Here is a 24,716-nt window from a genome sequence, read left to right as displayed (position 1 = left end):
GATTGCCCCCTTGATGGCCATTGCTTAGTCTCAACGCTAACAAAAGCACCGTTGATGATCTGGTGCTCCTTTAGCCGAAAGCTGTGCCATGTCCCGATTGCCCTTTATGTCCCTCGCTTTGTGTCTCAGCTTGCTGCCGTTTTCAGTCTCTGCTCAAGACGGGTCAGTGCTAAGCAAGCAATATGACGATGGTGGCGTCTACGAGGGGACATTTCGCGGCGGCGTCCAGCATGGCACAGGGACGTATACGCTCCCCAATGGCTATGAATATTCCGGTGAATGGGTCGATGGCGAGATCAAAGGGGCCGGCACGGCGCGTTTTCCCAATGGATCGATCTACGAGGGCAGCTTTGCCAAAGGCAAACCCGACGGCGTCGGCAAAATCACCTTTGCAGATGGCGGCACCTATGAGGGCGAATGGCAAGGCGGCGCGATCATGGGTCAGGGCATCGCGATCTATGCCAATGGCGTGCGGTACGAGGGCGCGTTTCGCAATGCGAAACATCACGGCAAGGGCGTGATGCAATCCCCCGGCGGCTACGAGTATCAAGGCGACTGGGCGGACGGGGCCAAGCAGGGCATCGGCAAGATCACCTATCCTGATGGCGCGATATATGATGGCGAAATCAAAGACGGTGAACGCAATGGAACCGGCACGCTGACCATGCCCGACGGGCTGGTCTATGTGGGGCCTTGGAAAGACGGGCAAATCGACGGTACCGGCACATTGACCCAGCCAAATGGTGACATTTACGAGGGTGATCTGGTAGCTGGGCAACGTCAGGGTATGGGCAAGGTAACCTATGCCAACGGCGACACCTACGAGGGGCAGTTCAAGGATGACCGCCGCGACGGGCAAGGCACGTTCACCGGCACCGACGGCTATGTCTATGCCGGCGCATGGGTGGCTGGCCAGATCGAAGGGACAGGTCAGGTCACCTATCCCGACGGGTCCGTATATGCCGGTGATTTCCGTGATGACCTGGCCGATGGGCAGGGCAAGATCACCTATCCGGACGGCTCCAGCTATGACGGGTCATGGGCCGCAGGCGTGATCGAAGGGCGCGGCACAGCGACTTATCCCAACGGCATTGTCTACGAGGGCGATTTCAAGAATGCGCGCAATGACGGCACAGGCACCATGACCTATGCCGATGGCTACCGTTACGAGGGCGACTGGAAAGACGGCCAACGCCACGGTACCGGCAAAGCGACCTATCCCGACGGTACAGTCTACGAGGGTTCATTTGCCAACGGCAAACGCGATGGCACGGGCAAGATTACCATGACCGATGGCTTCACCTACGACGGCGAATGGTCAGACGGCATGATGTCAGGCCAAGGCGTGGCAACCTATGCAAATGGCGATGTCTATGAAGGTACGTTTGAGGACGGTAAACGCCAAGGGACCGGCACCATGCGCTATGCCACAGGCGAGGAAGCCTCGGGCACTTGGGTTAACGGCGCGCTTTCAGAATGATTGCCGTTATATTCGAAGCGTTCCCCTATGCTGAAAAGCGCAGCGACTATCTGGGTTAAAAACCTTGTCCGCCTTCTCTGGCTCTTAAATATCCCCGCGCGGAGCGCATTCAAACCGCAGACACAGGCGGGCCGCTCTCTGTGTCACCAAGGAACCGGCTTACCGGCCCAGTCAAAGAAGCGCCCGGTGTCCTTCGTTCCCAACCCATCCAGAACACCCAGTATATTTTCTGCAGCTTCCGACGCCTCCACCGCCGGATGGCGGGCAAGGTATTTTTCGGTGAACGGCGTTTTGACTGTGCCGGGGTGCAGCGCCACGCAAATGCTGTGCTTGTGACTGCGCGCCAACTCTATTGCGCCGGTTCGGATGATTTGGTTCAGGGCGGCTTTGGCACTGCGATAGCTGACCCAACCGCCAATCTTGTTATCGCCGATTGACCCGACCCGCGCGGACAATACCGCAAACACGCCGCGCCCGTCGCGGGGCAACAAATCATGCGCATGTCGCAACACCAACGCAGGGCCGACAGCATTCAGGGCAAACTGATCCATCATTGCCTTTTGGCTGATGGACTTGATCGATTTCTCAGGCACTGCCCCGTCGATCTCAAGCGCGCCGGAAGCGACCAAGACAACATCAAATGGGCCGTCCAAGCCGCCGATATGCTTCTGCACACTCGCTTCATCGGTCAGGTCCAAACCGTCTTGCGACCGCGATAACCCGGTCACATGATCACCGCGTGACGCATACGCTGCGGCCAGCGCTGATCCGACCCCGCCGGACGCACCTACTATCAAAATCCGTTTCATCAACATGATGTAGCGGGGGTGCGTCTCTAATCAACAGCGGCCCCTCGCACCCGGCTTGCACAATCCCAAAAAATGCTTCCCATTTGTGTTTGCACCAGTATAACGTGCCCCATGACTTATGCTGATCATACACCGACCCTGCTGCGCGTTCCTGCGCTGTCGCTGTGTGCAAACCTACTCCTGCTAATCCGCCTCTGAGCGTGCCATCCGGCGCGCCCGCTCAGAGGGATGTGCAGCGCGCCAAGGATTGAAAAGCAGAATGAAAGAACCCAACACATGACCGATACGACAAAACAAGACCGCGTCTTGATCTTTGACACGACGTTGCGCGATGGCGAACAATCGCCCGGTGCCACAATGACCCACGCCGAAAAAATCGAGATCGCCGGTCTGCTGGACGAAATGGGCGTCGATATCATCGAGGCCGGTTTTCCCATCGCCTCGGAAGGTGACTTTGCCGCCGTCAGCGAGATTGCCCGTCTGTCGAAAAATTCCGTGATCTGCGGGCTGGCACGCGCGCAGTTCGGCGATATTGACCGCTGCTGGGAGGCCGTGAAACACGCAGCCCAACCGCGCATTCACACCTTTATCGGCACCTCGCCGCTGCACCGCGCCATTCCGAACCTTACCATGGATGAAATGGCCGACCGGATTCACGAAACGGTCACCCATGCACGCAACCTGTGTGACAACGTGCAATGGTCGCCAATGGACGCCACCCGGACCGAGCTTGATTATCTGTACCGCACCGTCGAAATCGCGATCAAGGCCGGGGCGACCACGATCAATATCCCCGACACCGTCGGCTATACCGCCCCGCGTGAAAGCGCCGATTTGATCCGCAAGCTGCTCGAAAATGTGCCCGGCGCGGACGAGATCATCTTTGCAACCCATTGCCACAACGACCTTGGCATGGCGACCGCCAACAGCCTTGCCGCGGTCGAGGCAGGCGCACGTCAGATCGAGTGTACGATCAACGGTTTGGGCGAACGCGCGGGCAACACCGCACTGGAAGAGGTCGTGATGGCCATGAAGGTGCGCAATGACATTATGCCGTTCCAAACCCAGGTGGACAGCACCAAGCTGATGAACATCTCGCGCCGCGTTGCGACCGTGTCCGGCTTTGCCGTCCAGTTCAACAAGGCCATCGTTGGCAAGAATGCTTTTGCCCACGAAAGCGGCATCCACCAAGACGGTATGCTGAAAAACGCCGAGACGTTTGAGATCATGCGCCCCGAAGATGTGGGCCTGACCGAAACCAATATCGTCATGGGCAAGCATTCGGGTCGCGCCGCGTTGCGGTCCAAGCTCGAAAACCTTGGCTATGAATTGGGCGACAACCAGTTGAAAGACGTGTTTGTCCGGTTCAAGGAACTCGCCGATCGTAAAAAGGAAATCTACGACGATGACCTGATTGCCTTGATGCGCACGGCAACGGACCCTGAAAGCGACCGGATCAAGCTGAAGTCGATGCATGTGGTTTGCGGCACCGATGGCCCGAACGTGGCCAAAATGACGTTGATCGTGGATGGCGAAGAACAAAGCACCGAACAGACCGGCGACGGCCCCGTCGATGCGTCGTTCAAATGTATCAAGGCGCTGGTGGACCATTCCGCCCGCCTGCAACTGTACCAAGTGCATGCCGTCACCGAAGGGACCGACGCGCAGGCAACCGTGTCTGTCCGGCTTGAGGAAGACGGTCGCATTGTGACCGGGCAGGCCGCCAACACGGATACGGTCGTCAGTTCGGCCCAAGCCTATATTCACGCGCTCAACCGTCTGTTGGTGCGCCGCGAAAAAGGCGGCACCGACAAACGCGAGATCAGCTACAAAGACGCTGGTTGATGGGACAAGGCAGGGTTTCGACCCTGCCTTTTTTCTTGGGCTACCTTTAGCCTTTCCCCCATGATCTATGGCGCGGGGGTGAACGAGGCCCAGACGGATCGCCTGAACCCGCCTCGATTTAAGAACCCTGCTCGCAAAACCGCAGGCGATTGCCGAACGGGTCATGGACTTGCATCTGTAGCCCCCATGGCAGCTTTTCCAGCTTCGGACGATTGAAGACATAGTTTTTATCTGACAATTCACGGTGCAATGCGCGCAGGTTCGTTGTGGGGATAAACGCATTCGATCCTGGGCTGGCATCCCCGTGATGCTCTGACAGATGAAGTTGCAGGCCTTCACGCTCTACCGCCATGTAAAGAGGCAGGTCAGCAGTATGCCGATGCTCGAACGCGACCTCAAACCCCAGAAACTCACAATAGAATTCTCGGGCCTTGGCCTCGTCAAATATCCGCAAGATTGGACTGCATCCTGTGAATTCAATCTCTTTTGGAGCAGTCACCGATAGTGTCGCAGTCGCCGTGTTCCAATCGGGAAAGCCAAGGCTTTTGGCGACGAGTTCGAGGGCTGTTGCGTGTGAAATATCAGTGTTTTCCACGGCAAGGGCTGCACGCAGTTTTCTGGCCATTGATTTGACCTGATCTGAACTGAACATTGTGTTCTCCATACCAGCGTATCTACAGCGGCGCGCGCGTTACCGACCGTACGCTGGTCGGAAATTGGAGTTTAGACTAAAGCGACTTTCACCGTTCCCGAAGGATGCGCGCGGCAGGTAACACAAAACCATCCCCAACATCGCCAATTTCAGATCGTGGTCAAGATCGGTTGCTTGAATTTCCACAAAATTGATGGGGCACCCTGAACCGCAAAATCTACCGAGCGGCTTGCGGACACCCCGTTTTTCATCAGTACGGATTTTTAGGCGACCGGTCGTCCGACAGAGACCTTTGGGACCGCTCGACGATCATGACTGTCGCATCGGCCAGGTGTTGACGCTCAATGTGGTGATCGCCCCGCGCGACGCGCAATTTATGGGCTTCTAGCATAACCTCGGCATGGGATGATCCGCGCGGCGGGATAAAGGTATAGCAGGCCAGTTCGATCAGAAATCCCAGCGGGTCCTTGAAATAGATCGAATGCATAAAGCCGCGATCCTTGATGCCGGAATTCCCGATGCCGCGCTCTTTCAAACGCTCAAGCACTTGGTCGAACATGGCGCGATCCACCTCGAACGCGAGATGATGCACACAGCCCGCGTCGGTCGGGGTCCGGCTGTGAACGGGTTTGCGGCTCTCGTTGGTGAAAATGGTGATCAAGCGGCCATCGCCGGGATCGAAATACAGATGTCCCTCGTTCGGGTCGTCGAGATTGGGTTGATCAAATATAAAGGGCATGCCCAACAGCCCTTCCCAAAAGTCGATGCTCGTCTGGCGGTCCGCGCCCATCAACGTGATATGGTGAACGCCTAAAACTTGAATCTTTTGCATTTTTTCTTTCCCGATATTGTCCCTTTGCGGAAAATATAGCGTAGTGGCGGCATCATGCCACCAAGAGAGTCAATCCCCCTTTCGTCTGGGGGCACATCATCCTATACAACCATACGGTCGGTCTCTGATCAGAGTTCAGAGGCGTTGGCCCAAAACGATTTTTTGCAAGGTTCTGCTGCTCATGTCGATATTTGATAAATTCCGTGGTTTGTTCTCGTCCGATATGGCCATCGACCTTGGGACGGCAAACACCTTGGTCTATGTCAAAGGCAAGGGCATCGTTTTGTCGGAACCGTCGGTTGTGGCGTATCACGTCAAAGACGGCGTTAAAAAAGTTCTGGCTGTGGGCGAAGACGCCAAGCTGATGCTGGGCCGGACGCCGGGCAGCATCGAAGCGATCCGCCCCATGCGCGAAGGTGTCATTGCCGACTTTGATACCGCCGAGGAAATGATCAAACATTTCATCCGCAAAGTGCATAAACGCTCGACCTTTTCAAAGCCCAAAATCATTGTCTGCGTCCCCCACGGTGCGACCCCCGTTGAAAAACGTGCGATCCGTCAGTCGGTTCTGTCGGCTGGTGCGCGCCGCGCGGGTCTGATCGCAGAACCCATCGCCGCTGCCATCGGTGCGGGCATGCCGATCACCGATCCAACCGGCAACATGGTCGTTGATATCGGCGGTGGTACAACCGAAGTTGCGGTTCTGTCGCTGGGCGATATCGTTTACGCGCGTTCCGTGCGCGTGGGTGGTGACCGTATGGACGAGGCGATCATCAGCTATCTGCGCCGTCAGCAAAACCTGCTGGTGGGTGAAACAACGGCCGAGCGGATCAAGACATCGATTGGTACCGCACGGATGCCCGATGACGGACGCGGCACATCAATGCAAATCCGCGGGCGCGACCTGTTAAACGGTGTCCCCAAGGAAATCGAAGTGACCCAAGCCCAAATCGCCGAAGCCCTGGCCGAACCCGTGCAGCAAATCTGCGAAGCGGTGATGACCGCGCTTGAAACCACCCCGCCTGACCTTGCCGCCGATATTGTCGATCGCGGTGTGATGCTGACAGGTGGTGGCGCGTTGCTGGGTGATCTGGATCTGGCGCTGCGTGAGCAGACAGGTCTGGCCATTTCCGTGGCCGATGAGCCGCTGAACTGCGTGGCATTGGGCACCGGCAAGGCATTGGAATACGAAAAACAATTGCGCCACGCCATCGACTACGACAGCTAAATCAGGCACACTTTACCAAAGCCCGATCAGCGGCAGGACGGCCCTGCCCTAAAGGCAGGGAACACGTCACGTCATGGCTACAGACAAATCCTCATCCAACGATTTTGGCCGGCCTTTGCGGCGGATCATGTTGGCTGTGCTGATGTTGTTGCTGTTGGGTGTGTTCCTGCTGTGGCGCATCGATAGCCCGCGCGTCGAACGGTTTCGCGCGCAAATCACAGATCGCCTCGTGCCCAATCTGGATTGGGCCATGGCCCCTGTAACCGGAACAATCAACCTGCTGCGCGACTATCAAAGCTATCAACGGCTTACCGTGCAAAATCAGGAACTGCGGTCCGAGTTGCGCAAGATGCAGACATGGAAGGAAGCAGCGCTTCAGCTTGAACAGGAAAATGCACGGCTGCTGGACCTGAACAAGGTGCGGCTTGATCCGCGTCTGACCTATATCACCGGCGTGGTACTTGCGGATTCCGGATCACCGTTTCGCCAATCCGTCTTGCTGAATGTCGGATCAAGAGACGGCATTGTCGAAGGCTGGGCCACGGTGGATGGCATCGGCCTTGTGGGCAGGATTTCTGGCGTCGGAAAAGACACGGCGCGGGTTATTTTGGTCACCGACACGTCCAGCCGCATCCCCGCGACCATCCAGCCATCGGGCCAGCGTGCGATTATTGCGGGCGATAACTCCTCTGCGCCGCCGATTGATTTTCTGGAAAACCCCGATCTTGTCCGCCCCGGTGACCGTGTGATCAGCTCGGGCGATGGCGGGGTCTTTCCTGCTGGCCTGTTGATCGGTCAGGTCGCCGCAGACCCCGGTGGCCGTCTGCGTGTGCGGCTGGCTGCTGATTTTGAACGGCTGGAATTTCTGCGCGTATTGCGCGGTCACAGCGTCGAAACGGTGACCGAGGGCGCGTCGATCATACTGGACCAAACACCCGCCCCGGCACCAACCACCCCCGAGGCGCTTGGCGAATAATGGACACGCAATCGCCCCTTCGCCTGTGGATGATGCGCGCGGTGTTTCTGATGCTGGCGATGACGTTGCTGTTTTTCCACCTGTTGCCGATTGAGACACAGCCCGTGGCCCTGTTTCAAGTCGACCTGCTGCCGCCACTGGCCACTATCGACCCCGCAGAGGCGCGATTGCGCAACCTGCTGAACCAAGGCAATGCACGCTACATGGTCGCGCCTGATCTGCTGATTGCGTTTGCTTTTGCATGGTCTGTGCGGCGGCCTGAATATGTGCCCGCGGTTCTGCTATGCGCGGTATTTTTGCTAACTGATTTATTACTTCAACGCCCACCGGGCCTTTGGGCCTTGCTGGCATTGGTTGCTTGCGAAAACCTGAAGGTACGCGGGCGATCCTTGCGTGACAGCAGCTTCGGGCCTGAATGGTTTGCCGTGACATTATGGCTCGTCGCTATTTTGCTGCTGAACCGCCTTGTGCTAGTATTGGTATTGGTCCCCCGGCCTGATCTCAAGCTCAGCTTGATCGAATTAGGACTGACGATTTTGGTCTATCCTGTTGTCGTTTTGATCACCCATCTGCTTATGGGGGTCCGCAAGGCCACACCGGGTGACTTTGACAGTACCGGCAGCCGCGCATGAGGAGACGGGGATGAGACGCAGCAGGGCTGAAACAGACGCAAGCCAAACCAAGCTAAGCCGCCGTGCAGCGCTGCTGGGTGGCGTGCAACTGCTGTTCATGGGCGGTCTTGCCGCGCGCATGAACTATCTGCAGGTCGATCAGGCCGATCAATACCTGTTGCTGGCCGAAGAAAACCGCATCAACATCCGCCTGATCCCGCCCACACGCGGCGAAATTTTTGACCGCAACGGCGTACAGCTTGCCCAAAATATCCCGTCCTACCGCATCGTCATGGTCCGCGAGGAAGCAGGAGACGTCGAAGAGGTCATGCACCGTCTGGCCAAAGTGATCGGCCTTGATCCCGAAGCGCGGGACCGCGCCATTGCCGAAGTGAAAGCCGCCGAACGGTTCTTGCCTGTCACGGTCGCCGATAACGTCACTTGGGATGAACTAAGCCGCGTTTCCGTGAATGCGCCCGCGCTGCCCGGCGTCAGCCCCGAGGTCGGCCTGACGCGCGTCTATCCGCGTGGGTCCGACTTTGCCCATATTGTAGGGCGCGTTGGCCGCGTAAGTAAGGCAGATATCGACGCGCAGGAAACCCCGGATGCTGTGTTGCGCATCCCGCGTTTCCAAATTGGTCGCATCAACGTCGAGGCCCGCGAGGAAGGGTTGCTGCGCGGTGTCGCTGGCACCAAACAGGTCGAGGTGAACGCCACAGGCCGCGTGATGCGCGAGCTGTCCCGCCGCGAGGGGCAATCGGGTGCCGACATTCAACTGACCATCGATTCCAAACTGCAAAACTATGTTCAGGCGCGATTGGGTACAGAAAGCGCCGCGGTGGTCATTATCGATTGTGAAAATGGTGATTTGATCGCGAACGCGTCCTCGCCCAGCTATGATCCAAACCTGTTCATCGGGGGAATTTCATCGGCGGATTATGATCCGATGCTGGAGTCAAAATTCCGCCCTTTGGTCAACAAGACGGTTCAAGGCACCTACCCTCCCGGATCAACCTATAAAATGGTCGTGGCCATGGCCGCGTTGGAAGAAGGCATCATTGGCCCCGATGACACCGTCTATTGCCCCGGCCATGTCGAGGTTGGCGGGCGCAAGTTCCACTGTTGGAAACGCGCCGGCCACGGTTGGATGGATCTGGAAAACTCGCTCAAGCAGTCTTGCGATGTGTATTATTACGACCTTGCCCTAAAAGTCGGGATCGAAAAAATATCGGCAATGGCAAAACGATTTGGTCTGGGTATCCGCCACGATTTACCCCTGTCGTCGGTCGCGTCCGGTCTGGCCCCGACAAAAGCCTGGAAACGCGAAACACGCGATGCGGAATGGGTGATTGGTGATACGGTAAATGCGTCGATTGGCCAAGGTTTCACGCTCAGCTCGCCGCTGCAATTGGCGGTGATGACGGCACGTTTGGCCACCAACCGCATGGTCACGCCACGCCTGATCAAATCCATCGACGGGATCGAACAGCCATCAGGCGCGGGCGAGCCTTTGGGGATGAACGAAAACAACCTGCGCAAGATCCGCAAAGGAATGCATGTCGTCGTCAACGATCGACGGGGCACGGGATACCGGTCACGTATCATCGCAGAAGAGATGCGCATGGCAGGCAAAACCGGCACCAGCCAAGTGCGCAGCATCACCACCGCAGAACGCGCGCGTGGTGTCAGCCGCAACGAAGACCTGCCTTGGGAACGGCGCGACCACGCGCTGTTCGTCGCCTTTGCCCCGTCTGACAAGCCGCGCTATGCCGTGTCGGTTCTGGTGGAACATGGCGGAGGCGGTTCAACAGCCGCTGCGCCAATTGCGCGCGACGTGCTTTTGCAGGCGCTTTATGGTGGCGAGCCGCCCCTTGAGGCCTATCCAACAGCCGACAGGGACCGCATTGCAGAACAACAAAAGGAACTGCGCGACGTCCAACCCCAAGCCACGATCAAAGGTAAAGATCAGGCATGAGTTATCTTGAATATAACGTCAAACACGTCCCCACCGGGTTCAAAAAAATCCTGCATCTGAACTGGCCACTGACGGTCTTGCTGATTGCTGTATCCGGTGTCGGCTTCCTGATGCTGTATTCGGTCGCTGGCGGCAGTTTTATGCCTTGGGCAGAACCACAAATGAAACGCTTTGCCCTTGGGCTGGGGTTGATGATTGCCGTGGGGATGGTGCCGATCTGGCTATGGCGCAACCTTGCTGGTGTTGCCTATCTCGGGACAGTCGTATTACTGATTGCAGTCGAACTTTTCGGTTCTGTCGGCATGGGCGCGCAGCGCTGGATTGAGCTGGGTTCTTTTCGCCTGCAACCATCAGAACTTATGAAGATCACCTTGGTGATGATGCTGGCGGCCTATTACGACTGGCTGCCCGCCAAGAAAACGTCGCGACCCATCTGGGTGTTGCTGCCCATAACCATGATCCTTGTGCCCACAGCGTTGGTGCTGAAACAGCCCGACCTTGGGACTGCGCTGTTGCTGATGTGCGCGGGCGGGGGGCTGATGTTTCTGGCTGGCGTGCACTGGGCCTATTTCGCCGTGGTCCTCTCCGCGGGCATCGGTCTGATCACCGCAGTTTTCCAATCGCGCGGCACCCCTTGGCAGTTGCTAAAAGACTATCAGTTCCGGCGCATCGATACCTTTATTGATCCCAGCACCGATCCCCTGGGCGCAGGGTATCATATCACCCAATCCAAAATTGCGCTTGGGTCCGGCGGCTGGACAGGGCGCGGATTTATGCAAGGGACGCAATCGCGCCTGAATTTCCTGCCGGAAAAACACACCGATTTCATCTTTACCACCCTGGCCGAGGAATTCGGTTTTATCGGCGGCGTCTCGCTCCTCGGCCTTTACGCGTTGATTATTGTGTTCTGCATTACCGCAGCCGTGATCAACAAGGATCGGTTCTCCTCCCTGCTTACGCTTGGCATCGCACTGAACTTCTTTTTGTTCTTTGCGGTCAATATGTCGATGGTCATGGGCATGGCCCCGGTCGTGGGCGTGCCCTTACCGCTTGTCAGCTATGGTGGATCGGCCATGCTGGTTCTCTTGCTGGCTTTCGGGCTGGTTCAATCTGCACATGTTCACCGCCCAAGGTAGGTCTCTATGCCCCTCAATATTCTATTTGCCGCCCGCACCGAACGCTGGGCCACCTACGAACAACCCCTGCGCAAGGCCCTGCATGATGCGGGGATTACCGCCAATCTCAGCACCGATATTGCCCCTTCCGAGGTTGATTATATCGTCTATGCCCCCAACAGCCACTTGCAGGATTTCACCCCCTACACACGCGCCAAAGCCGTGCTAAACCTATGGGCCGGGGTCGAACAGATCACAGGCAACAAAACCCTGAACATCCCGCTGGCACGTATGGTCGACCCCGGCTTGACCAAGGGGATGGTGGAATGGGTAACCGGACATGTGATGCGCTATCACCTTGGGCTGGATATCGACATTCTGAACACTGGCACCGACTGGACACCGCGCACGCCCCCGCTGGCACAAGAGCGTAAGGTCGGTATGCTTGGCATGGGTGCTTTGGGCACCGAGGCGGCCAAAACGCTAGCCAGCCTCGGCTTTGATATGGCGGGCTGGTCGCGTAGCCCCAAAAACGAACCTGGGATAAAATGTTTCGACGGCCAAGACGGCTTGCAGGATATTCTGACCCGCAGTGAAATACTGGTGCTCTTGCTGCCCGACACCCCCGCAACCGAAAACACAATCGACCAAGCGGCACTGGCAAAAATGCCAAGGGGGTCGTATATCATCAACCCCGGCCGCGGGCCGCTGATTGACGATGACGCCCTGATCAGCGCACTTGATAGCGGCCAGATCGCGCATGCCACCCTAGACGTTTTCCGAACCGAACCTCTGCCCGCACAACACCCCTATTGGGCACATCCCAATGTCACCGTCACCCCCCACATCGCCGCGGAAACACGCGCCGTGACAGCATCACAAATGATCGTCCAGAACATCCAACGCGGCGAAACCGGCAAGCCCTTTTTGCATCTGGTCGATCGCACCTTAGGCTACTGAACCCGCCCGCCTTGGGGTCGGAATTTGAGTTTATTTGGCAAAATGAAATCAGCGCGGTTTGCCTGTTATTTCATTTTGCCTTTAAACTCTCGCCGAAGGCGAAAAAGTTCTTTTCAAGCCGCGATAAGCCCACGCCCTTTCAGCAATGCCTCTACACCGGGCAAGCGCCCTCTGAACGCCTTATACAATTCCGCCGCGTCCTGACTGCCTCCGGTGGAAAGGATATGCGCCTCAAGCGCCTTTGCCTTTTCGGGGTCAAAAGCGCCACCTGCCTCTTCGAAAGCCTCAAACGCATCCGCATCCATGACCTCTGACCACATATAACTGTAGTAGCCGCTGGAGTAGCCATCCCCCGAAAAGACATGGGCAAATTGCGGCGTCGCGTGGCGCATGGTGATCGCAGCGGGCATGCCTAAGTCGGCCAGGACTTGCGCTTGCTTGGTCATCGGATCGCTGGGCGCAGGACCATCATGGAATTCCAGATCAACCAAGGCCGACGCCACATATTCGACCGTAGCGAATCCCATGCCAAAGTTGGCAGCCCCCAGAACTTTATCCAACATCTCTTTTGGCATCGGCTCGCCCGTCTTGGCGTGGGTCGCAAATTCGCCCAGCACTTCTGGAACGTCCAACCAATGCTCGTAAAGCTGGCTTGGCAGTTCCACAAAATCACGGGCGACCGACGTGCCGCTCACCGATTCGTAGGTCACATCCGATAACATCTGATGCAAAGCATGGCCAAACTCGTGGAACAAGGTCCGCGCATCATCATAAGACAACAACGCAGGCGAGCCTTTGGCGAAGTTGCAGACATTGATCACAATCGGCGATTGCTCTAACGGAAACTTGGCCTGCGCCCGCATGGCAGAACACCATGCACCCGACCGCTTTGATCCACGCGCAAAATAATCCCCGATGAACACGGCGACGTGCTTGCCGTCTCGTGTCACCTCCCACGCGCGGCAATCAGGATGATAAAGTGGCACATCAAGGGGTGCGAATTCGAGAGAGAACAAACGCGTGGCGCAGCTAAAGGCCGCGTCAATCATCCGGTCCAGCTGGAAATACGGTTTCAACGCGGCCTCGTCGAGATCATGCTCGGCCATGCGCTGCTTTTCCGCATAATACCGCCAGTCCCACGGGGCCAGATCGCCGTTCACGCCATCTGCGTGCATGATGTCCGTCAACACCGCGCCGTCGGCTTCGGCCTGCGCTTTGGCGGGCTCCCACACGTCCATCAACAGTTGACGCACGGCCTCAGGCGTCTTGGCCATTTCAGTTTCCAGCTTGAAGGCTGCAAAATTCTTGTACCCAAGCAGGTTGGCGCGTTCTTCACGCAAGGCCAGTGTTTCGGCTGCAATAGCACGGTTATCCGTTTCGCCATCATTGGCCCCACGCGCCTGCCACGCCAGAAACGCCTTTTCGCGCAGATCGCGGCGGGGTGAAAACTGCAGGAATGGAACAATCAGCGACCGCGACAGGGTAATAACCGGCCCGCCTGCGTCTTTCTCCACACCAGCGTTGCGGGCGGCATCAATGACAAACTCGGGCAGCCCCTCAAGGTCGGCTTCCTCAAGTTTCATGAACCATGACCGTTCATCCGCCAAAAGGTTCTGCGTAAACTGCGTGCCAAGAACCGCTAGCCGTCCCTTGATTTCTTTCATCCGTGCGTCTTGCGCACCTTCCAATGCAGCACCGGACCGCACAAACCCGCGGTGCGTCAGCATCAGCACGCGGGATTGTTCTGGCGTCAAATCAAAACTGTCCCGTTTTTTCCAAACCTCAGCCACCCGCGCGAACAATGCCTTGTTGCTGGATATCTCAGAAAAATGCGCCGCCAAAAGGGGGGAGAACTTGCGCTGCAACTCTTCCCGGGCCGGGTTGCTGTCCGCGCCAGCCACGGTGAAAAACACGCCCAATACGCGGTCAAGCTGCCGACCTGCCTGTTCCAGCGCCTCGATCGTATTGCCGAATGTGGGTGCGGCATCACTGTTGGCAATCGCATCAATCTCCTTGCGATGTGCGGCCAGCGCCTGATCCAGCGCTGGCTGAAAATTATCATCGGAAATCTTGTCGAACGGGGCCAATTCGAACGGCGTGTTCCAGTCCTGAAGCAAGGGGTTTGTCATGGTGTTCTCCTTTGCCATTACAGGTAAGGTTCACGCCGACCGGTTGCAATCACCTGTGTGATATCCGCGTCAAATCAGCGGCTAAAGGCGAGGGTTTCGCCGCGACACTCGCCCCCATCATCCTTCAGGGCCGGATATAGGCGAACCCGTCTTCCTGCAATTCGATCAACCGGACAACACCCGATGGCACAACATTAGCCTCGGACAGCAAAACCACGTCATGGCCGGACTTTTTCTTCATACCGGCCATCGTATTGGCGCAAGCTGAAAAGCTGATGTTATCCAGTTCAAGCGACATCGCGGAAACACGCTGGGCGACCGGGCTTTTGTCGGCGATCAACATGTTCAAACCGGGGCCATAGGTCACCATTTCGATGGTGACAGTGTCGCCTTGGCTTTCATAATAACGGGCAAGGTTGCTGGCATTATTCAGCGCCATATTCATCACCTGAGGGTCGTTTTCATCAACGTGAATGGCAACTTTATGCGCTACGCCTTCGGCGAAGGCCGCCAGCGGAGCCAATGCCAATGCGGCGGCAAGTACGAATCGTTTCATGGGTTTCTCCTCCTTCTAAATTGGGACCAGTCTAACGCGTTTTTTGAACGCGGCGGTTTTTATGAGACGTCGCCGCAAACCGGACAATCATCGCGCTTGCTGACGCCGATCACACGGTTTTCACCATAGAGCGCATCATAGATCACCATCTGGCCGCGCAGCGGCGCACCCGCCCCCGTAATGACCTTGATCGCTTCGACCGCCATCATCGAACCGATAACACCGGGCAACGGGCCAATCACCCCGGCCTGCGCGCAAGACGGGGCCAGATGTGCGGCGGGGGCTTGCGGAAACACACATTGATAACATGGCGCGCCTTTGGCCGGATCAAACACACTTAGCTGCCCCTCCCATTGGCTCAGCGCGCCCGAGATCAGCGGAACGCCCGCAGCGACACAGGCGCGGTTGACCAAATAGCGCGTCTCGAAATTATCGGTCCCATCCAGAACGATGTCATATTCCGCGACAAGGGTCTCGGCGATCTCTTCGTCCAACCGACGATGATATGGGCGGATTGTGACGAAGGGGTTCTGTGCCTCAAGCGCCATCTGCGCCGAAAAGACCTTGGCCATGCCAATGTTTTTATCTGTGTGAATGACCTGGCGTTGCAGGTTTGCATTTTCGACAATGTCATCATCGATCACGCCGATCGTGCCCACACCCGCCGCCGCTAGATATTGCAGCACAGGCGCGCCCAGACCGCCAGCACCAACGACCAAAACCTTGGCATTCTTCAATGCCTTTTGGCCGCTGCCGCCCACCTCTCTCAGTACAATGTGGCGGGCGTACCGGTTCAGTTCCGTCTCGGAAAATGTGCCTGCGGGTTGGGATGTCGTGTCCCCAACCGGGGCCGCCCGGTTGCGCAGGTATTTCAAGGCCCACCCATAGGCAAAAGCCAAAACAACAAACCCGGTTAGCAACAACCAAGGTGCTGCACTCCCCCCTGTTGCCACCCGCAAGGGGTTCGTCTCTGGCAACAGCAGGTTTATCCCGATCACTGCGCCAAACAACGCGCCTAAAAGCTTCAACCGGGTCTCGCGGGCGCTGCCCATCGCCGCACCGGCACCCCAGATGACCGCAGCAAGGATAACAACCAGCAACATCTATTTCAGCCCTGTCGACCCGAACCCGCCAGCCCCGCGCGTGCTATCGGACAATGTGTCGACCTCAACAGTGGCATAACGTTTCACGTCGGCAATCACGGCCTGCGCAATCCTGTCACCATGCTGGATTTCGAACGGCGCATCGCCAATATAATACAGCCCGACCATCACGACGCCACGATAGTCCTCGTCCACCGTGCCCGGCGCGTTGGGAATCAAAAACCCGTGCTTAAGCGCCAACCCCGATCTTGGCCTGATCTGCATCTCTGTCCCTGCGGGAAGCTCAACATGAAAGCCGGTCGAAATCAGCTTAATCTCACCCTTTGCGAAAACCATAGGGCCGTCAGGCAAGAACGCGCGCAAATCCATCCCTGCCGCGCCGGCCGTGGCATAATCCGGCAAGGGTAAATCCGCATTTCCCGCCACCCGCTTAAACTTAATCTCAGCCATCGTTATCCCTCAAAACATCTGCGCAGCAGCTATTTCCAAATGGTTCTAAATCCTCGCCGAAGGCATAGAATCTTTTACGTCAACGCCTCGGCAATGCGCGCGGCCAGCTTTTTTGCCACTTGATCTTTGCCCATACGCGGCCAATCTTCTGCGCCAGCGTCACTGATCAAGGTTACCGCGTTTTCGCCGCCCCCCATGATCCCGGTGCCCGGTGACACGTCATTCGCAACGATCCAGTCACAGCCTTTGCGCAAACGCTTGGCGGTGGCGTTCTCGATCACATCATTGGTTTCGGCGGCAAAGCCGACAACCAGCTTGGGGCGACCAGATACCATGTGGCTGACCGTCTTCAGGATGTCCGGGTTTTCCGCGAACTCAAGCACCGGCAAACCGTCTTTTGACTTTTTCAGCTTGCGGTCGCTTGCCGTGGTGACGCGCCAATCCGCTACGGCGGCGGCAAAAACACCAGCGTCGGCGGGCAACGCCGCATCCACGGCTTCTTGCATCTGCAGGGCGGTTTCGACGGGTACGACCTCGACCCCGCTTGGGGGCGGCACATCGGCAGGGCCGGTGATAAACACCACATCCGCCCCCAACGCAGCCAGCGCACTGGCGATGGCCGACCCTTGCGCGCCAGAGGACCGGTTTGCGATATAGCGCACCGGATCAATCGGTTCATGGGTCGGTCCTGAGGTTACCAGAATGCGCCGGCCTTTTAGGGGCCCATCGTTCAGCTGCGCTTCAATCGCGGCCACGATTTCCAACGGTTCCGACATGCGCCCCGGTCCAAATTCACCACAGGCCATATCGCCATCATTTGGCCCGACAACCGCGATCCCGTCACCGCGCAACGTGGCAAGGTTGCGCTGCGTGGCCGCGTGTTCCCACATGCGCACGTTCATCGCAGGGGCGATCATCACTGGCGTGTCCGTGGCCAGCAAAAGGGTCGAGGCAAGATCATTCGCCATGCCGCCGGCCATCTTGGCCATCAAATCGGCTGTCGCGGGCGCAACCACAACCAGATCGGCGACACGGCTAAGCTGGATATGACCCATCTCAGCCTCATCGCCCAAGTCGAACAAATCGCGGTACAGTTTCTGACCCGCCAATGCCGACACAGACATGGGCGTCACGAATTCTTCGCCAGCGCGGGTAAGAACAGGGGTGACCGTCGCGCCACGCTCGCGCAGGCGGCGGATCAGATCCAGCGATTTGAACGCCGCGATGCCACCACCGATAATCAGCAGAATATGTTTACCAGCCAGCATGTTCGGCCCTCTTTCACACAGTTAGGGTGGACCATAGGCTGCAAGGCCCCGTTCTGCCAGCCCCATCAGAGCTAGTTAAACGCCAAACAAGGGTCTTCACGCTCTGCCGAAGGAGACTGCAGAACCGCATCGAAACGCCCCTTGGGCGCGATACCATCCTCGCCCTGCCCCACCGTGATCACAGCGACATCAGGCCGAACCCGCGCGAGGGTAACAGGCGCGCCCCAATCAGCACGCGCATGGCCATTGCCGGTAATGACGACAACCGGCCCGCCCGTATCATCCAATGCTTCAATCGCGACCTGCGCCAACCGCGCATCCCGAAGGCGTTGCACATCCACCATTGCGGGCAACAATTCCGCCGGCAGCGCGTCACAATGGGCCTTCATCTGCATCGCTTCGCGCTCTGCTTGCTGGTCGGGCTCCAAGGGCGCGTCCAACCCAAACGCCGCGGCCTGCGCGCCAAATGCCGCGACAAGGCCGTCACCCATCGCCTTGCGCGCTGTCTCTCTCGGCACCGCAGCGCCATAGATTTGGGCCTCAGCGCTTGCCGCGAATATCGGATAGTAAATTGCGAAGTCAGGCCAGCCACTATCGTTCCAGCCAAGCGCCTGCTCTAGCGCCGTTTCATCTTCGACAATCTCGCCGTGCACCTTTGCAGCCTGCGCCCCAGTGATCATCTCGTACACAACAGCCTTGGGCGCGAGTTGCGCCACAATATCTGCTTGGATTTCATGATGGGCAGGATTGTCGTGCGTCTCTCCCAAAAAAATAATTTGCGCCGCATGTAATTGCGCGCGCAAATCATCGTTTAAAGGTTGAGCCGAAGCAAAAAATGGCAGTGCCAGAAAAACAGTAAGGTATCGAATCATATCAAGAAGTGATGGACTTCGGCTGACTGTGTTTCAAGCGTTTTGCGCATTTTGCCAAAGGCCGCTGCCTCGAGCTGGCGTACCCGTTCTTTTGACAAACTAAGCTCTTCGCCCAAGCTTTCCAACGTTCTTGGCTGCTCGCGCAGCTTGCGTTCGCGCACAATAAACTGCTCGCGTTCATTCAAGGCGTGCATCGCACCCAACAGCCAATTGCGAAGCGTCGTGATATCGTGGCTTTCCTCGACTTTTTCCGCCGCCTGCGCGCTATCGTCAACCAGCGCGTCAATCCATTCGCGACCTTCGTCTTCGGCGGATTGCGTGGCATTCAGCGAATAATCAGAACCGGACAGGCGGCCCTCCATCATCTCGACATCATGCATCGGTACGCCAATTTCGGTCGAGATCATCTGGCGCAACTGGTGCCCGTCCAGCGTTTCACCAGCCACTTGGGCCTCACGCTCGATCCGGGCCTGAACACGGCGCATATTGAAAAACAGCGATTTTTGCGAAGAAGTCGATCCGGTGCGCACCATCGACCAGTTACGCATAACGTGATCCTGAATGCTCGCCTTGATCCACCAAACCGCATAGGTCGAAAACCGTACGCCGCGATCGGGGTCGAATTTATCGGCGGCTTTCATCAACCCCAGACTTGCCTCTTGAATAAGGTCATTCATCGGCGCGCCATAGCGTTTGAACTTACCCGCCATCGACACGGCCAGCCGCATATAGGCGGTGATCAACCGGTGCAGGGCTTCCTCGTCACGTTGGTCCCGCCAGGCATAGGCCAGCCTTAATTCCGTCTCCGCATCCAAAAGCTCTGCTTTCATTGCGGTACGGGTCAACGAAAATTCACGCGCTTGAGATTGTGCCACAGTAATCACCCCCTGATAGAAGAATTTTGGCTCTTTATTTTATGAACTCCAAAACAGGCCGCTTGGTTCAAATATTTTTAATATTTCTGCGCCCGACCGCTTGAGGACTGGGTCAACTGCGCTAGTGTCCGCCGCATTATCAGGCGTTTTGGGGGCGGCAAAATGACAACGTGGCATTGGGTTCGACACGGGCCGACGCATGAAAAAACCTTTGTCGGATGGCGCGATGTTCCAGCTGATTTGTCTGATCACGCCCAGATCGCACGCCTAAATGCGCATCTGCCACGCGATGCGATCCTTGTGTCATCCGACCTGATCCGCGCCGCAGCAACGGCAGATGTCCTGGCCCACCCTCAGCGCCAGCGCCTGCCCCATGACGAAAAACTACGAGAGATGGATTTCGGCCTGTGGGACGGGATGCACTTCCGCGATGTGTCTGAACAGCACCCCGAACTTAGTCGGGCCTATTGGACGACACCCGGTGATGTCGCCCCCCCGCAAGGCGAAAGCTGGAACGCAGCAGCACAGCGCGTTAACGCCGCGGTGGACCGTTTGAATGCCCTTTACCCAGATGAACACATTATCGCAGTCGCCCATTTCGGGGTCATCCTGACGCAAGTCCAGCGCGCCCTGAACATCACCGCGACAGAGGCATTTTCCCATAAGATCGACAACCTATCCGCCACGCAAATCACAGTGCGCCAAGCTCAGTGGGCCCTAACCCACATCAATCATTCCCCGTGATGGGACGCGTCACATAATAGCATTTGCTCAGATCACGCGGGCGTGGATAGAAACCACCCATGACATATGATCTATATATCGGCGACAAAACCTTCTCCAGCTGGTCCCTGCGCGGCTGGCTGATGCTTGAAAAATTCGACCTGCCCTTCCGCAGCCATATGGTCAGCCTATACGACGGCACCATGGCCCAAGGCATGGCAAAGCTGGCGCCCGCCAAGCTGGTTCCGACCCTCAAAACCCCACAAGGCGAAGTGATTGGTGAAACCCTTGCCATGGCCGAGACATTGGCCGAACGGCATCCGGAGAAAGCGCTTTGGCCAGCAGACCCAGCTGCACGTGCCCGCGCGCGCTGGCTATGTGCGGCGATGACGGCTGGGTTCTCCACCCTGCGCAGCGAATGTCCCATGCAGCTTCGACACGTGAACAAGGGCCTGCCGGTTTCAGACGCACTGACAAAGGACCTCGTGCGCCTGCAAGAGCTGTGGGATTACGCCAGCGATGCATCCGACGGCAAAGGCCCGTGGCTGTTCGGCAGCTACAGCTTGGCCGATGTGTTTTACGCCCCCGTCTGCGCACGCATCATCGGGTATGACTTGCCAGTGTCTCAGTCAGCGCGGGACTACTGCCTTGTCACTCTGAACGATCCTGCTTTCAAAACATGGCGCGCAGAAAGCCTCAAGGTAAGCTATGACCCCGTCCCATACGACATCGATTGCGACACGTCTCCTTGGCCCGTGGCTTGATCCAGCGCCTATTTCATTTTGCAAAATAAACTCAAATTCCGACGCATCCACCGGAGTTAACGCTTCTTAAACTCCCGAGACCTACGCATTAACCAACTTGGCCACCGAAAGGGCCCCTATGGTTTCGCGTGCATATACGGTTGCGTTTCAGGGCGTCGAGGCGCGCATTGTCGAAGTGCAATGCGCCGTCTCTGCCGGTTTGCCCGCATTCTCGATTGTGGGTCTGCCCGACAAAGCGGTGTCAGAGGCCCGCGACCGGGTGCGTGCCGCACTTTCGTCGATGGCGATTGCGCTGCCCAGCAAACGCATCACCATTAACCTAAGCCCTGCCGATCTGCCGAAAGAAGGCAGCCATTTTGACCTGCCCATTGCCCTTGCGCTGCTGTCGGCCATCGACATTTTACCTCAGGATGTGACCCAATCGGTTGTCGCACTGGGCGAGCTGTCGTTGGACGGAACATTGATACCGGTGATCGGCGCATTGCCCGCTGCAATGACGGCAGCCGAACACAACCGCAGCCTTCTATGTCCCGAAGCCTCTGGCGCAGAAGCGGCTTGGGTCGGCAATACCCAAGTGATCGCAGCCGATTCCTTGGGCGCTGTCGTGCGTCATTATACCGGACAGGTGCCGATCCCCCCCGCCGATCCGGGCGAAGTTTCCGCGCCGCACCAAACCAAAGACCTGCGCGACGTCAAAGGGCAGGAACGCGCGAAACGTGCGTTGGAAATCGCTGCCGCAGGGCGTCATCATCTGATGTTTGTGGGCACGCCGGGGTCAGGAAAATCCATGCTGGCCGCGCGGCTTCCATCGATCTTGCCCCCGCTCACCCCGCGCGAGGCATTGAGCACCTCGATGATCCATTCGCTCGCGGGATTGCTGATAGAAGGAGGGATATCGCGCACACGCCCGTTTCGCGAACCGCATCATACCGCGTCGATGGCCGCGATCATCGGCGGCGGGCGGCAGGCCAAACCCGGCGAGGTAAGCTTGGCGCATAATGGCGTCCTGTTCATGGATGAATTTCCCGAATTTCCCCGCATGGTGCTTGAGACGTTGCGCCAACCCGTCGAGACAGGCGAAGTTATGATCGCCCGCGCCAATGCGCATGTGCGATATCCGTGTGAATTCATGCTCGTCGCCGCCGCGAACCCCTGTAAATGCGGATATCTCAGCGACCCTGCGCGCGCTTGCAGCCGCGCTCCCGCCTGCGGCGAGGACTACATGGCCCGCATATCCGGCCCCTTGATGGACAGGTTTGATCTGCGGGTCGATGTGCCCCCCGTCGCTTTTACCGATCTGGATTTGCCCGGCGATAGCGAAGGGTCGGCAGATGTCGCAACACGCGTCGCATCGGCGCGCCAGATCCAAGAGACCCGCTTTACCGATGCACCGGACGCGCATTTGAACGCAGACGCCGAGGGTGATTTATTGGAAAGCATCGCAACACCTGATGCAGATGCCCGCGCGCTATTGCTGCAGGCCGCGGAGCGGTTTCACCTGTCGGCGCGTGGCTATCATCGCGTGTTGCGTGTCGCGCGCACCATCGCAGATTTGGACCAGGCCGAGACCGTCCAAAAACACCATCTGGCCGAGGCGCTTAGCTTTCGGATACCGGCGTCGGCAGCGCTTTGATCCATCCGGCAAGGGTGTCCAAGGTCTGACGGGCCTCGGGCAGAATGTTGTGAAAAAGCGGCCAAACATGCGGCAGATCGTACTCCTCGTGAAAAGAAACATCTACATCGCAGGACTTCAAATGCTGGTTCAACGCGCGCGCATCGTCGCGCAGAATTTCCGTATCACCCACACATAACCACACGGGCGGGGCACCGCGAAAATTGGCGCTTAATGTGTTCAATCGCGCATCAGAGCGATCCGCATCGCCCAAGTACATATCCAGCAACTCCCCCGCACGGTCGGAGGGGAGCACGGCCTCTCGGTCGGCATTTTCAACCACGCTGGCCCCTTGGCGTGTGAAATCCACGAAGGGCGAGAAACCGAAAACGCCACGCGGTGCTGGCAGCTTTTTGGCCAGAATGTCTGACAGCAGACCAAAGGCCAGCCCGCCGCCCGCGCTATCACCGCCAACCACGATATTCTGCGCGCTCACGCCTGACGCAATCACCGCGCGATAGGCGGCTTCCACATCGTCCGCGGCTGTGGGAAACTTGAACTCAGGTGCAAGCCGATAGCGTGGCATCACAACCCGTGCGCCCACCCGCGCCGCCAATTGGCCCAGCATCGCCGCGTGGGTTTCGGGGCTGCCAAAGACAAAACCGCCGCCGTGGATATAGAAAATAACGATGTCGGACGTGACATGCTTTGGCGTCACCGTCAGCACATCAATGTCACCCGGCAATGTCGTCTTCTCAATCGTCGTCCCGCGCGGTGCGTGAAACAGCAGTCGCGCGCTTAGCTCAAGGTTCTGGCGCAGCTTCTGCGGCGTCTTGGCGCGGCGCATCTTGCGCTTTTCCACCAGCCGCAAATAGGTGTTCAGCGCGGGACGTATCAGGCTCATGCGCGGCGCGCTTCAATCGCTTCCCAGATTTTGGCCGCGATGTTGGTGCCGTCAAAACGCTCAAGCTCTTGGATACCGGTTGGCGAGGTGACGTTGATCTCGGTCAGGTAGTCGCCGATCACATCGATGCCGACAAATATCTGGCCTTTTTCCTTGAGCACAGGGCCGATGGCCGCGCAAATCTCAAGGTCGCGGTCGGTCAGGCCGACTTTTTCAGGCCTGCCGCCAACATGCATGTTGGACCGTGTTTCACCCGCTGCGGGGACACGGTTAATCGCGCCCACAGCCTCCCCGTCCACCAAAATCACACGTTTGTCGCCTTTGGACACGGCTGGCAGAAATTTTTGCACGATCAACGGCTCGCGCGAGAAACCGGTAAACAGCTCGTACAGCGATCCAAGGTTGCGGTCGTTTTCGTCAAGCCGGAACACACCGGCCCCGCCATTGCCATACAGCGGCTTTAAGATCACATCGCCATGCTTGGCCTTGAACGCCTTGATCGTATCAAGATCACGCGCAATTGTGGTCGGCGGGATCAGATCGGGAAAATCGAGGCACATCAGTTTTTCCGGGTAATTGCGCACCCAAAACGGATCATTCACAACCAGCGTAGTTTCTTTGATCCGGTCCAAAAGATGCGTCGATGTGATGTAATGCATGTCGAATGGCGGGTCTTGGCGCAGCCAGACCACATCGAAATCTGCCAAATCAACCTCGCGCAGCGGGCCAAGCGTCGCGTGGTCGCCCTGCACGCGCTGAACCGTCAGATCATACCCTTTTGCCGTGATCCGACCCTCTTGAAACGCAAGGTTGTCAGGCAGGTAATAAAAGAGCGTATGCCCACGCGCCTGCGCCTCTTCGGCGATGCGAAAGCTGCTGTCGGCATTGATGTTGACGGCCCCGATCGGGTCCATTTGAAAGGCGATTTTCATACCAGATCTCCGTACTGTTCAACATTAGATGACGCAGCACGGCGC

General features: G+C 57.6%; 23 protein-coding genes. 11 read left to right on the top strand and 12 right to left on the bottom strand.

Features of this window, described 5'->3' with window-relative positions; all coding sequences use genetic code 11:
• Positions 1-88: 88 nt before the first annotated feature.
• On the top strand, positions 89-1,480 hold the full coding sequence (locus AADJ11_RS04015; RefSeq protein ID WP_341233256.1) for a 2-isopropylmalate synthase: 1,392 nt from the start codon (positions 89-91) through the stop codon (positions 1,478-1,480).
• A 143-nt stretch (positions 1,481-1,623) separates the two neighbouring features.
• On the opposite strand, the gene AADJ11_RS04010 is transcribed toward AADJ11_RS04015, so the two are convergent.
• The gene (locus tag AADJ11_RS04010) at positions 1,624-2,289 is read right to left on the bottom strand and encodes an SDR family NAD(P)-dependent oxidoreductase (RefSeq protein WP_341233255.1); all 666 of its coding nucleotides are present in this window, start codon (positions 2,287-2,289) and stop codon (positions 1,624-1,626) included.
• A gap of 276 nt (positions 2,290-2,565) precedes the next feature.
• On the opposite strand from AADJ11_RS04010, the gene AADJ11_RS04005 reads away from it, so the two are divergent.
• The gene (locus tag AADJ11_RS04005) at positions 2,566-4,134 is read left to right on the top strand and encodes a 2-isopropylmalate synthase (protein ID WP_341233254.1); all 1,569 of its coding nucleotides are present in this window, start codon (positions 2,566-2,568) and stop codon (positions 4,132-4,134) included.
• Positions 4,135-4,252: 118 nt separating this feature from the next.
• Here AADJ11_RS04005 and AADJ11_RS04000 read toward each other — a convergent pair whose 3' ends face one another.
• Both AADJ11_RS04000 and AADJ11_RS03995 read right to left on the bottom strand, forming a co-directional pair.
• The gene (locus AADJ11_RS04000; RefSeq protein ID WP_341233253.1) at positions 4,253-4,786 is read right to left on the bottom strand and encodes a glyoxalase superfamily protein; all 534 of its coding nucleotides are present in this window, start codon (positions 4,784-4,786) and stop codon (positions 4,253-4,255) included.
• Positions 4,787-5,036: 250 nt separating this feature from the next.
• Positions 5,037-5,618 carry a VOC family protein gene (locus AADJ11_RS03995; RefSeq protein ID WP_341233252.1) on the bottom strand — a complete coding sequence of 194 codons (582 nt, stop codon included), beginning with the start codon at positions 5,616-5,618 and terminating at the stop codon, positions 5,037-5,039.
• Between the two features lie 181 nt (positions 5,619-5,799).
• On the opposite strand from AADJ11_RS03995, the gene AADJ11_RS03990 reads away from it, so the two are divergent.
• The 6 genes from AADJ11_RS03990 (at position 5,800) to AADJ11_RS03965 (ending at position 12,483) form a co-directional block, all read left to right on the top strand.
• A complete protein-coding gene (locus AADJ11_RS03990) occupies positions 5,800-6,846 on the top strand; it encodes a rod shape-determining protein (RefSeq protein WP_257884210.1) in 1,047 nt (348 codons plus the stop codon).
• A gap of 73 nt (positions 6,847-6,919) precedes the next feature.
• On the top strand, positions 6,920-7,822 hold the full coding sequence (mreC, locus tag AADJ11_RS03985; RefSeq protein WP_341233251.1) for a rod shape-determining protein MreC: 903 nt from the start codon (positions 6,920-6,922) through the stop codon (positions 7,820-7,822).
• Positions 7,822-8,454 (top strand): rod shape-determining protein MreD, encoded by a 633-nt coding sequence (locus AADJ11_RS03980; protein ID WP_341233250.1) that lies wholly within the window; start codon positions 7,822-7,824, stop codon positions 8,452-8,454. The genes mreC and AADJ11_RS03980 overlap by 1 nt, the downstream gene beginning before the upstream one ends.
• 10 nt (positions 8,455-8,464) lie before the next feature.
• Entirely contained in the window at positions 8,465-10,408 is a 1,944-nt protein-coding gene (mrdA, locus tag AADJ11_RS03975) for a penicillin-binding protein 2 (RefSeq protein WP_341233249.1), read from the top strand.
• On the top strand, positions 10,405-11,544 hold the full coding sequence (gene rodA, locus AADJ11_RS03970) for a rod shape-determining protein RodA (RefSeq protein ID WP_341233248.1): 1,140 nt from the start codon (positions 10,405-10,407) through the stop codon (positions 11,542-11,544). Before mrdA ends, rodA begins: the two co-directional genes overlap by 4 nt.
• A 6-nt stretch (positions 11,545-11,550) precedes the next feature.
• Entirely contained in the window at positions 11,551-12,483 is a 933-nt protein-coding gene (locus AADJ11_RS03965) for a glyoxylate/hydroxypyruvate reductase A (RefSeq protein ID WP_341233247.1), read from the top strand.
• 113 nt (positions 12,484-12,596) lie between these two features.
• On the opposite strand, the gene AADJ11_RS03960 is transcribed toward AADJ11_RS03965, so the two are convergent.
• From AADJ11_RS03960 to AADJ11_RS03930, 7 genes are all read right to left on the bottom strand, one after another.
• Positions 12,597-14,612 (bottom strand): M3 family metallopeptidase, encoded by a 2,016-nt coding sequence (locus tag AADJ11_RS03960; RefSeq protein ID WP_341233246.1) that lies wholly within the window; start codon positions 14,610-14,612, stop codon positions 12,597-12,599.
• Positions 14,613-14,736: 124 nt separating this feature from the next.
• On the bottom strand, positions 14,737-15,168 hold the full coding sequence (locus AADJ11_RS03955; RefSeq protein ID WP_341233245.1) for a DsrE family protein: 432 nt from the start codon (positions 15,166-15,168) through the stop codon (positions 14,737-14,739).
• Between the two features lie 59 nt (positions 15,169-15,227).
• Positions 15,228-16,271 (bottom strand): molybdopterin-synthase adenylyltransferase MoeB, encoded by a 1,044-nt coding sequence (gene moeB, locus AADJ11_RS03950; RefSeq protein ID WP_341233244.1) that lies wholly within the window; start codon positions 16,269-16,271, stop codon positions 15,228-15,230.
• Positions 16,272-16,721 (bottom strand): dUTP diphosphatase, encoded by a 450-nt coding sequence (gene dut, locus AADJ11_RS03945; protein WP_341233243.1) that lies wholly within the window; start codon positions 16,719-16,721, stop codon positions 16,272-16,274.
• Between the two features lie 74 nt (positions 16,722-16,795).
• Entirely contained in the window at positions 16,796-17,989 is a 1,194-nt protein-coding gene (gene coaBC, locus AADJ11_RS03940) for a bifunctional phosphopantothenoylcysteine decarboxylase/phosphopantothenate--cysteine ligase CoaBC (protein ID WP_341233242.1), read from the bottom strand.
• Positions 17,990-18,060: 71 nt separating this feature from the next.
• Positions 18,061-18,861, bottom strand: coding sequence for a ChaN family lipoprotein (locus AADJ11_RS03935; protein ID WP_341233241.1), 801 nt, complete (start codon positions 18,859-18,861; stop codon positions 18,061-18,063).
• Positions 18,858-19,691 (bottom strand): RNA polymerase factor sigma-32, encoded by an 834-nt coding sequence (locus AADJ11_RS03930; protein WP_341233661.1) that lies wholly within the window; start codon positions 19,689-19,691, stop codon positions 18,858-18,860. Before AADJ11_RS03930 ends, AADJ11_RS03935 begins: the two co-directional genes overlap by 4 nt.
• Positions 19,692-19,898: 207 nt before the next feature.
• On the opposite strand from AADJ11_RS03930, the gene AADJ11_RS03925 reads away from it, so the two are divergent.
• The 3 genes from AADJ11_RS03925 (at position 19,899) to AADJ11_RS03915 (ending at position 22,856) form a co-directional block, all read left to right on the top strand.
• The gene (locus AADJ11_RS03925) at positions 19,899-20,480 is read left to right on the top strand and encodes a histidine phosphatase family protein (protein ID WP_341233240.1); all 582 of its coding nucleotides are present in this window, start codon (positions 19,899-19,901) and stop codon (positions 20,478-20,480) included.
• Between the two features lie 59 nt (positions 20,481-20,539).
• Positions 20,540-21,223, top strand: coding sequence for a glutathione S-transferase (locus tag AADJ11_RS03920; RefSeq protein ID WP_341233239.1), 684 nt, complete (start codon positions 20,540-20,542; stop codon positions 21,221-21,223).
• A gap of 118 nt (positions 21,224-21,341) precedes the next feature.
• The gene (locus tag AADJ11_RS03915; RefSeq protein WP_341233238.1) at positions 21,342-22,856 is read left to right on the top strand and encodes a YifB family Mg chelatase-like AAA ATPase; all 1,515 of its coding nucleotides are present in this window, start codon (positions 21,342-21,344) and stop codon (positions 22,854-22,856) included.
• Here the strand turns inward: AADJ11_RS03915 and AADJ11_RS03910 are convergent.
• Both AADJ11_RS03910 and gshB read right to left on the bottom strand, forming a co-directional pair.
• Positions 22,822-23,739, bottom strand: a complete 918-nt coding sequence (locus tag AADJ11_RS03910; RefSeq protein WP_341233237.1) for an alpha/beta hydrolase — start codon at positions 23,737-23,739, stop codon at positions 22,822-22,824. The genes AADJ11_RS03915 and AADJ11_RS03910 overlap by 35 nt on opposite strands.
• Complete coding sequence (gshB, locus tag AADJ11_RS03905) at positions 23,736-24,671, bottom strand: glutathione synthase (protein WP_341233236.1); 936 nt, start codon at positions 24,669-24,671, stop codon at positions 23,736-23,738. The genes AADJ11_RS03910 and gshB overlap by 4 nt, the downstream gene beginning before the upstream one ends.
• Between the last annotated feature and the right edge of the window lie 45 nt (positions 24,672-24,716).

This window comes from uncultured Sulfitobacter sp., assembly GCF_964021855.1.
Classification (GTDB): Bacteria; Pseudomonadota; Alphaproteobacteria; order Rhodobacterales; family Rhodobacteraceae; genus Sulfitobacter.
The sequence above is the reverse complement of the archived record's forward strand: the minus strand, read 5'-3'. Positions and strand labels throughout refer to the sequence as shown.

What these genes read in the sequence shown, in the direction of transcription:
- AADJ11_RS04015 (WP_341233256.1), top strand. Translation starts at nt 89, where the DNA reads ATGTCCCGATTGCCCTTTATGTCCCTCGCTTTGTGTCTCAGCTTGCTG.
- AADJ11_RS04010 (WP_341233255.1), bottom strand. Translation starts at nt 2,289, where the DNA reads ATGAAACGGATTTTGATAGTAGGTGCGTCCGGCGGGGTCGGATCAGCG.
- AADJ11_RS04005 (WP_341233254.1), top strand. Translation starts at nt 2,566, where the DNA reads ATGACCGATACGACAAAACAAGACCGCGTCTTGATCTTTGACACGACG.
- AADJ11_RS04000 (WP_341233253.1), bottom strand. Translation starts at nt 4,786, where the DNA reads ATGTTCAGTTCAGATCAGGTCAAATCAATGGCCAGAAAACTGCGTGCA.
- AADJ11_RS03995 (WP_341233252.1), bottom strand. Translation starts at nt 5,618, where the DNA reads ATGCAAAAGATTCAAGTTTTAGGCGTTCACCATATCACGTTGATGGGC.
- AADJ11_RS03990 (WP_257884210.1), top strand. Translation starts at nt 5,800, where the DNA reads ATGTCGATATTTGATAAATTCCGTGGTTTGTTCTCGTCCGATATGGCC.
- mreC (WP_341233251.1), top strand. Translation starts at nt 6,920, where the DNA reads ATGGCTACAGACAAATCCTCATCCAACGATTTTGGCCGGCCTTTGCGG.
- AADJ11_RS03980 (WP_341233250.1), top strand. Translation starts at nt 7,822, where the DNA reads ATGGACACGCAATCGCCCCTTCGCCTGTGGATGATGCGCGCGGTGTTT.
- mrdA (WP_341233249.1), top strand. Translation starts at nt 8,465, where the DNA reads ATGAGACGCAGCAGGGCTGAAACAGACGCAAGCCAAACCAAGCTAAGC.
- rodA (WP_341233248.1), top strand. Translation starts at nt 10,405, where the DNA reads ATGAGTTATCTTGAATATAACGTCAAACACGTCCCCACCGGGTTCAAA.
- AADJ11_RS03965 (WP_341233247.1), top strand. Translation starts at nt 11,551, where the DNA reads ATGCCCCTCAATATTCTATTTGCCGCCCGCACCGAACGCTGGGCCACC.
- AADJ11_RS03960 (WP_341233246.1), bottom strand. Translation starts at nt 14,612, where the DNA reads ATGACAAACCCCTTGCTTCAGGACTGGAACACGCCGTTCGAATTGGCC.
- AADJ11_RS03955 (WP_341233245.1), bottom strand. Translation starts at nt 15,168, where the DNA reads ATGAAACGATTCGTACTTGCCGCCGCATTGGCATTGGCTCCGCTGGCG.
- moeB (WP_341233244.1), bottom strand. Translation starts at nt 16,271, where the DNA reads ATGTTGCTGGTTGTTATCCTTGCTGCGGTCATCTGGGGTGCCGGTGCG.
- dut (WP_341233243.1), bottom strand. Translation starts at nt 16,721, where the DNA reads ATGGCTGAGATTAAGTTTAAGCGGGTGGCGGGAAATGCGGATTTACCC.
- coaBC (WP_341233242.1), bottom strand. Translation starts at nt 17,989, where the DNA reads ATGCTGGCTGGTAAACATATTCTGCTGATTATCGGTGGTGGCATCGCG.
- AADJ11_RS03935 (WP_341233241.1), bottom strand. Translation starts at nt 18,861, where the DNA reads ATGATTCGATACCTTACTGTTTTTCTGGCACTGCCATTTTTTGCTTCG.
- AADJ11_RS03930 (WP_341233661.1), bottom strand. Translation starts at nt 19,691, where the DNA reads ATGAAAGCAGAGCTTTTGGATGCGGAGACGGAATTAAGGCTGGCCTAT.
- AADJ11_RS03925 (WP_341233240.1), top strand. Translation starts at nt 19,899, where the DNA reads ATGACAACGTGGCATTGGGTTCGACACGGGCCGACGCATGAAAAAACC.
- AADJ11_RS03920 (WP_341233239.1), top strand. Translation starts at nt 20,540, where the DNA reads ATGACATATGATCTATATATCGGCGACAAAACCTTCTCCAGCTGGTCC.
- AADJ11_RS03915 (WP_341233238.1), top strand. Translation starts at nt 21,342, where the DNA reads ATGGTTTCGCGTGCATATACGGTTGCGTTTCAGGGCGTCGAGGCGCGC.
- AADJ11_RS03910 (WP_341233237.1), bottom strand. Translation starts at nt 23,739, where the DNA reads ATGAGCCTGATACGTCCCGCGCTGAACACCTATTTGCGGCTGGTGGAA.
- gshB (WP_341233236.1), bottom strand. Translation starts at nt 24,671, where the DNA reads ATGAAAATCGCCTTTCAAATGGACCCGATCGGGGCCGTCAACATCAAT.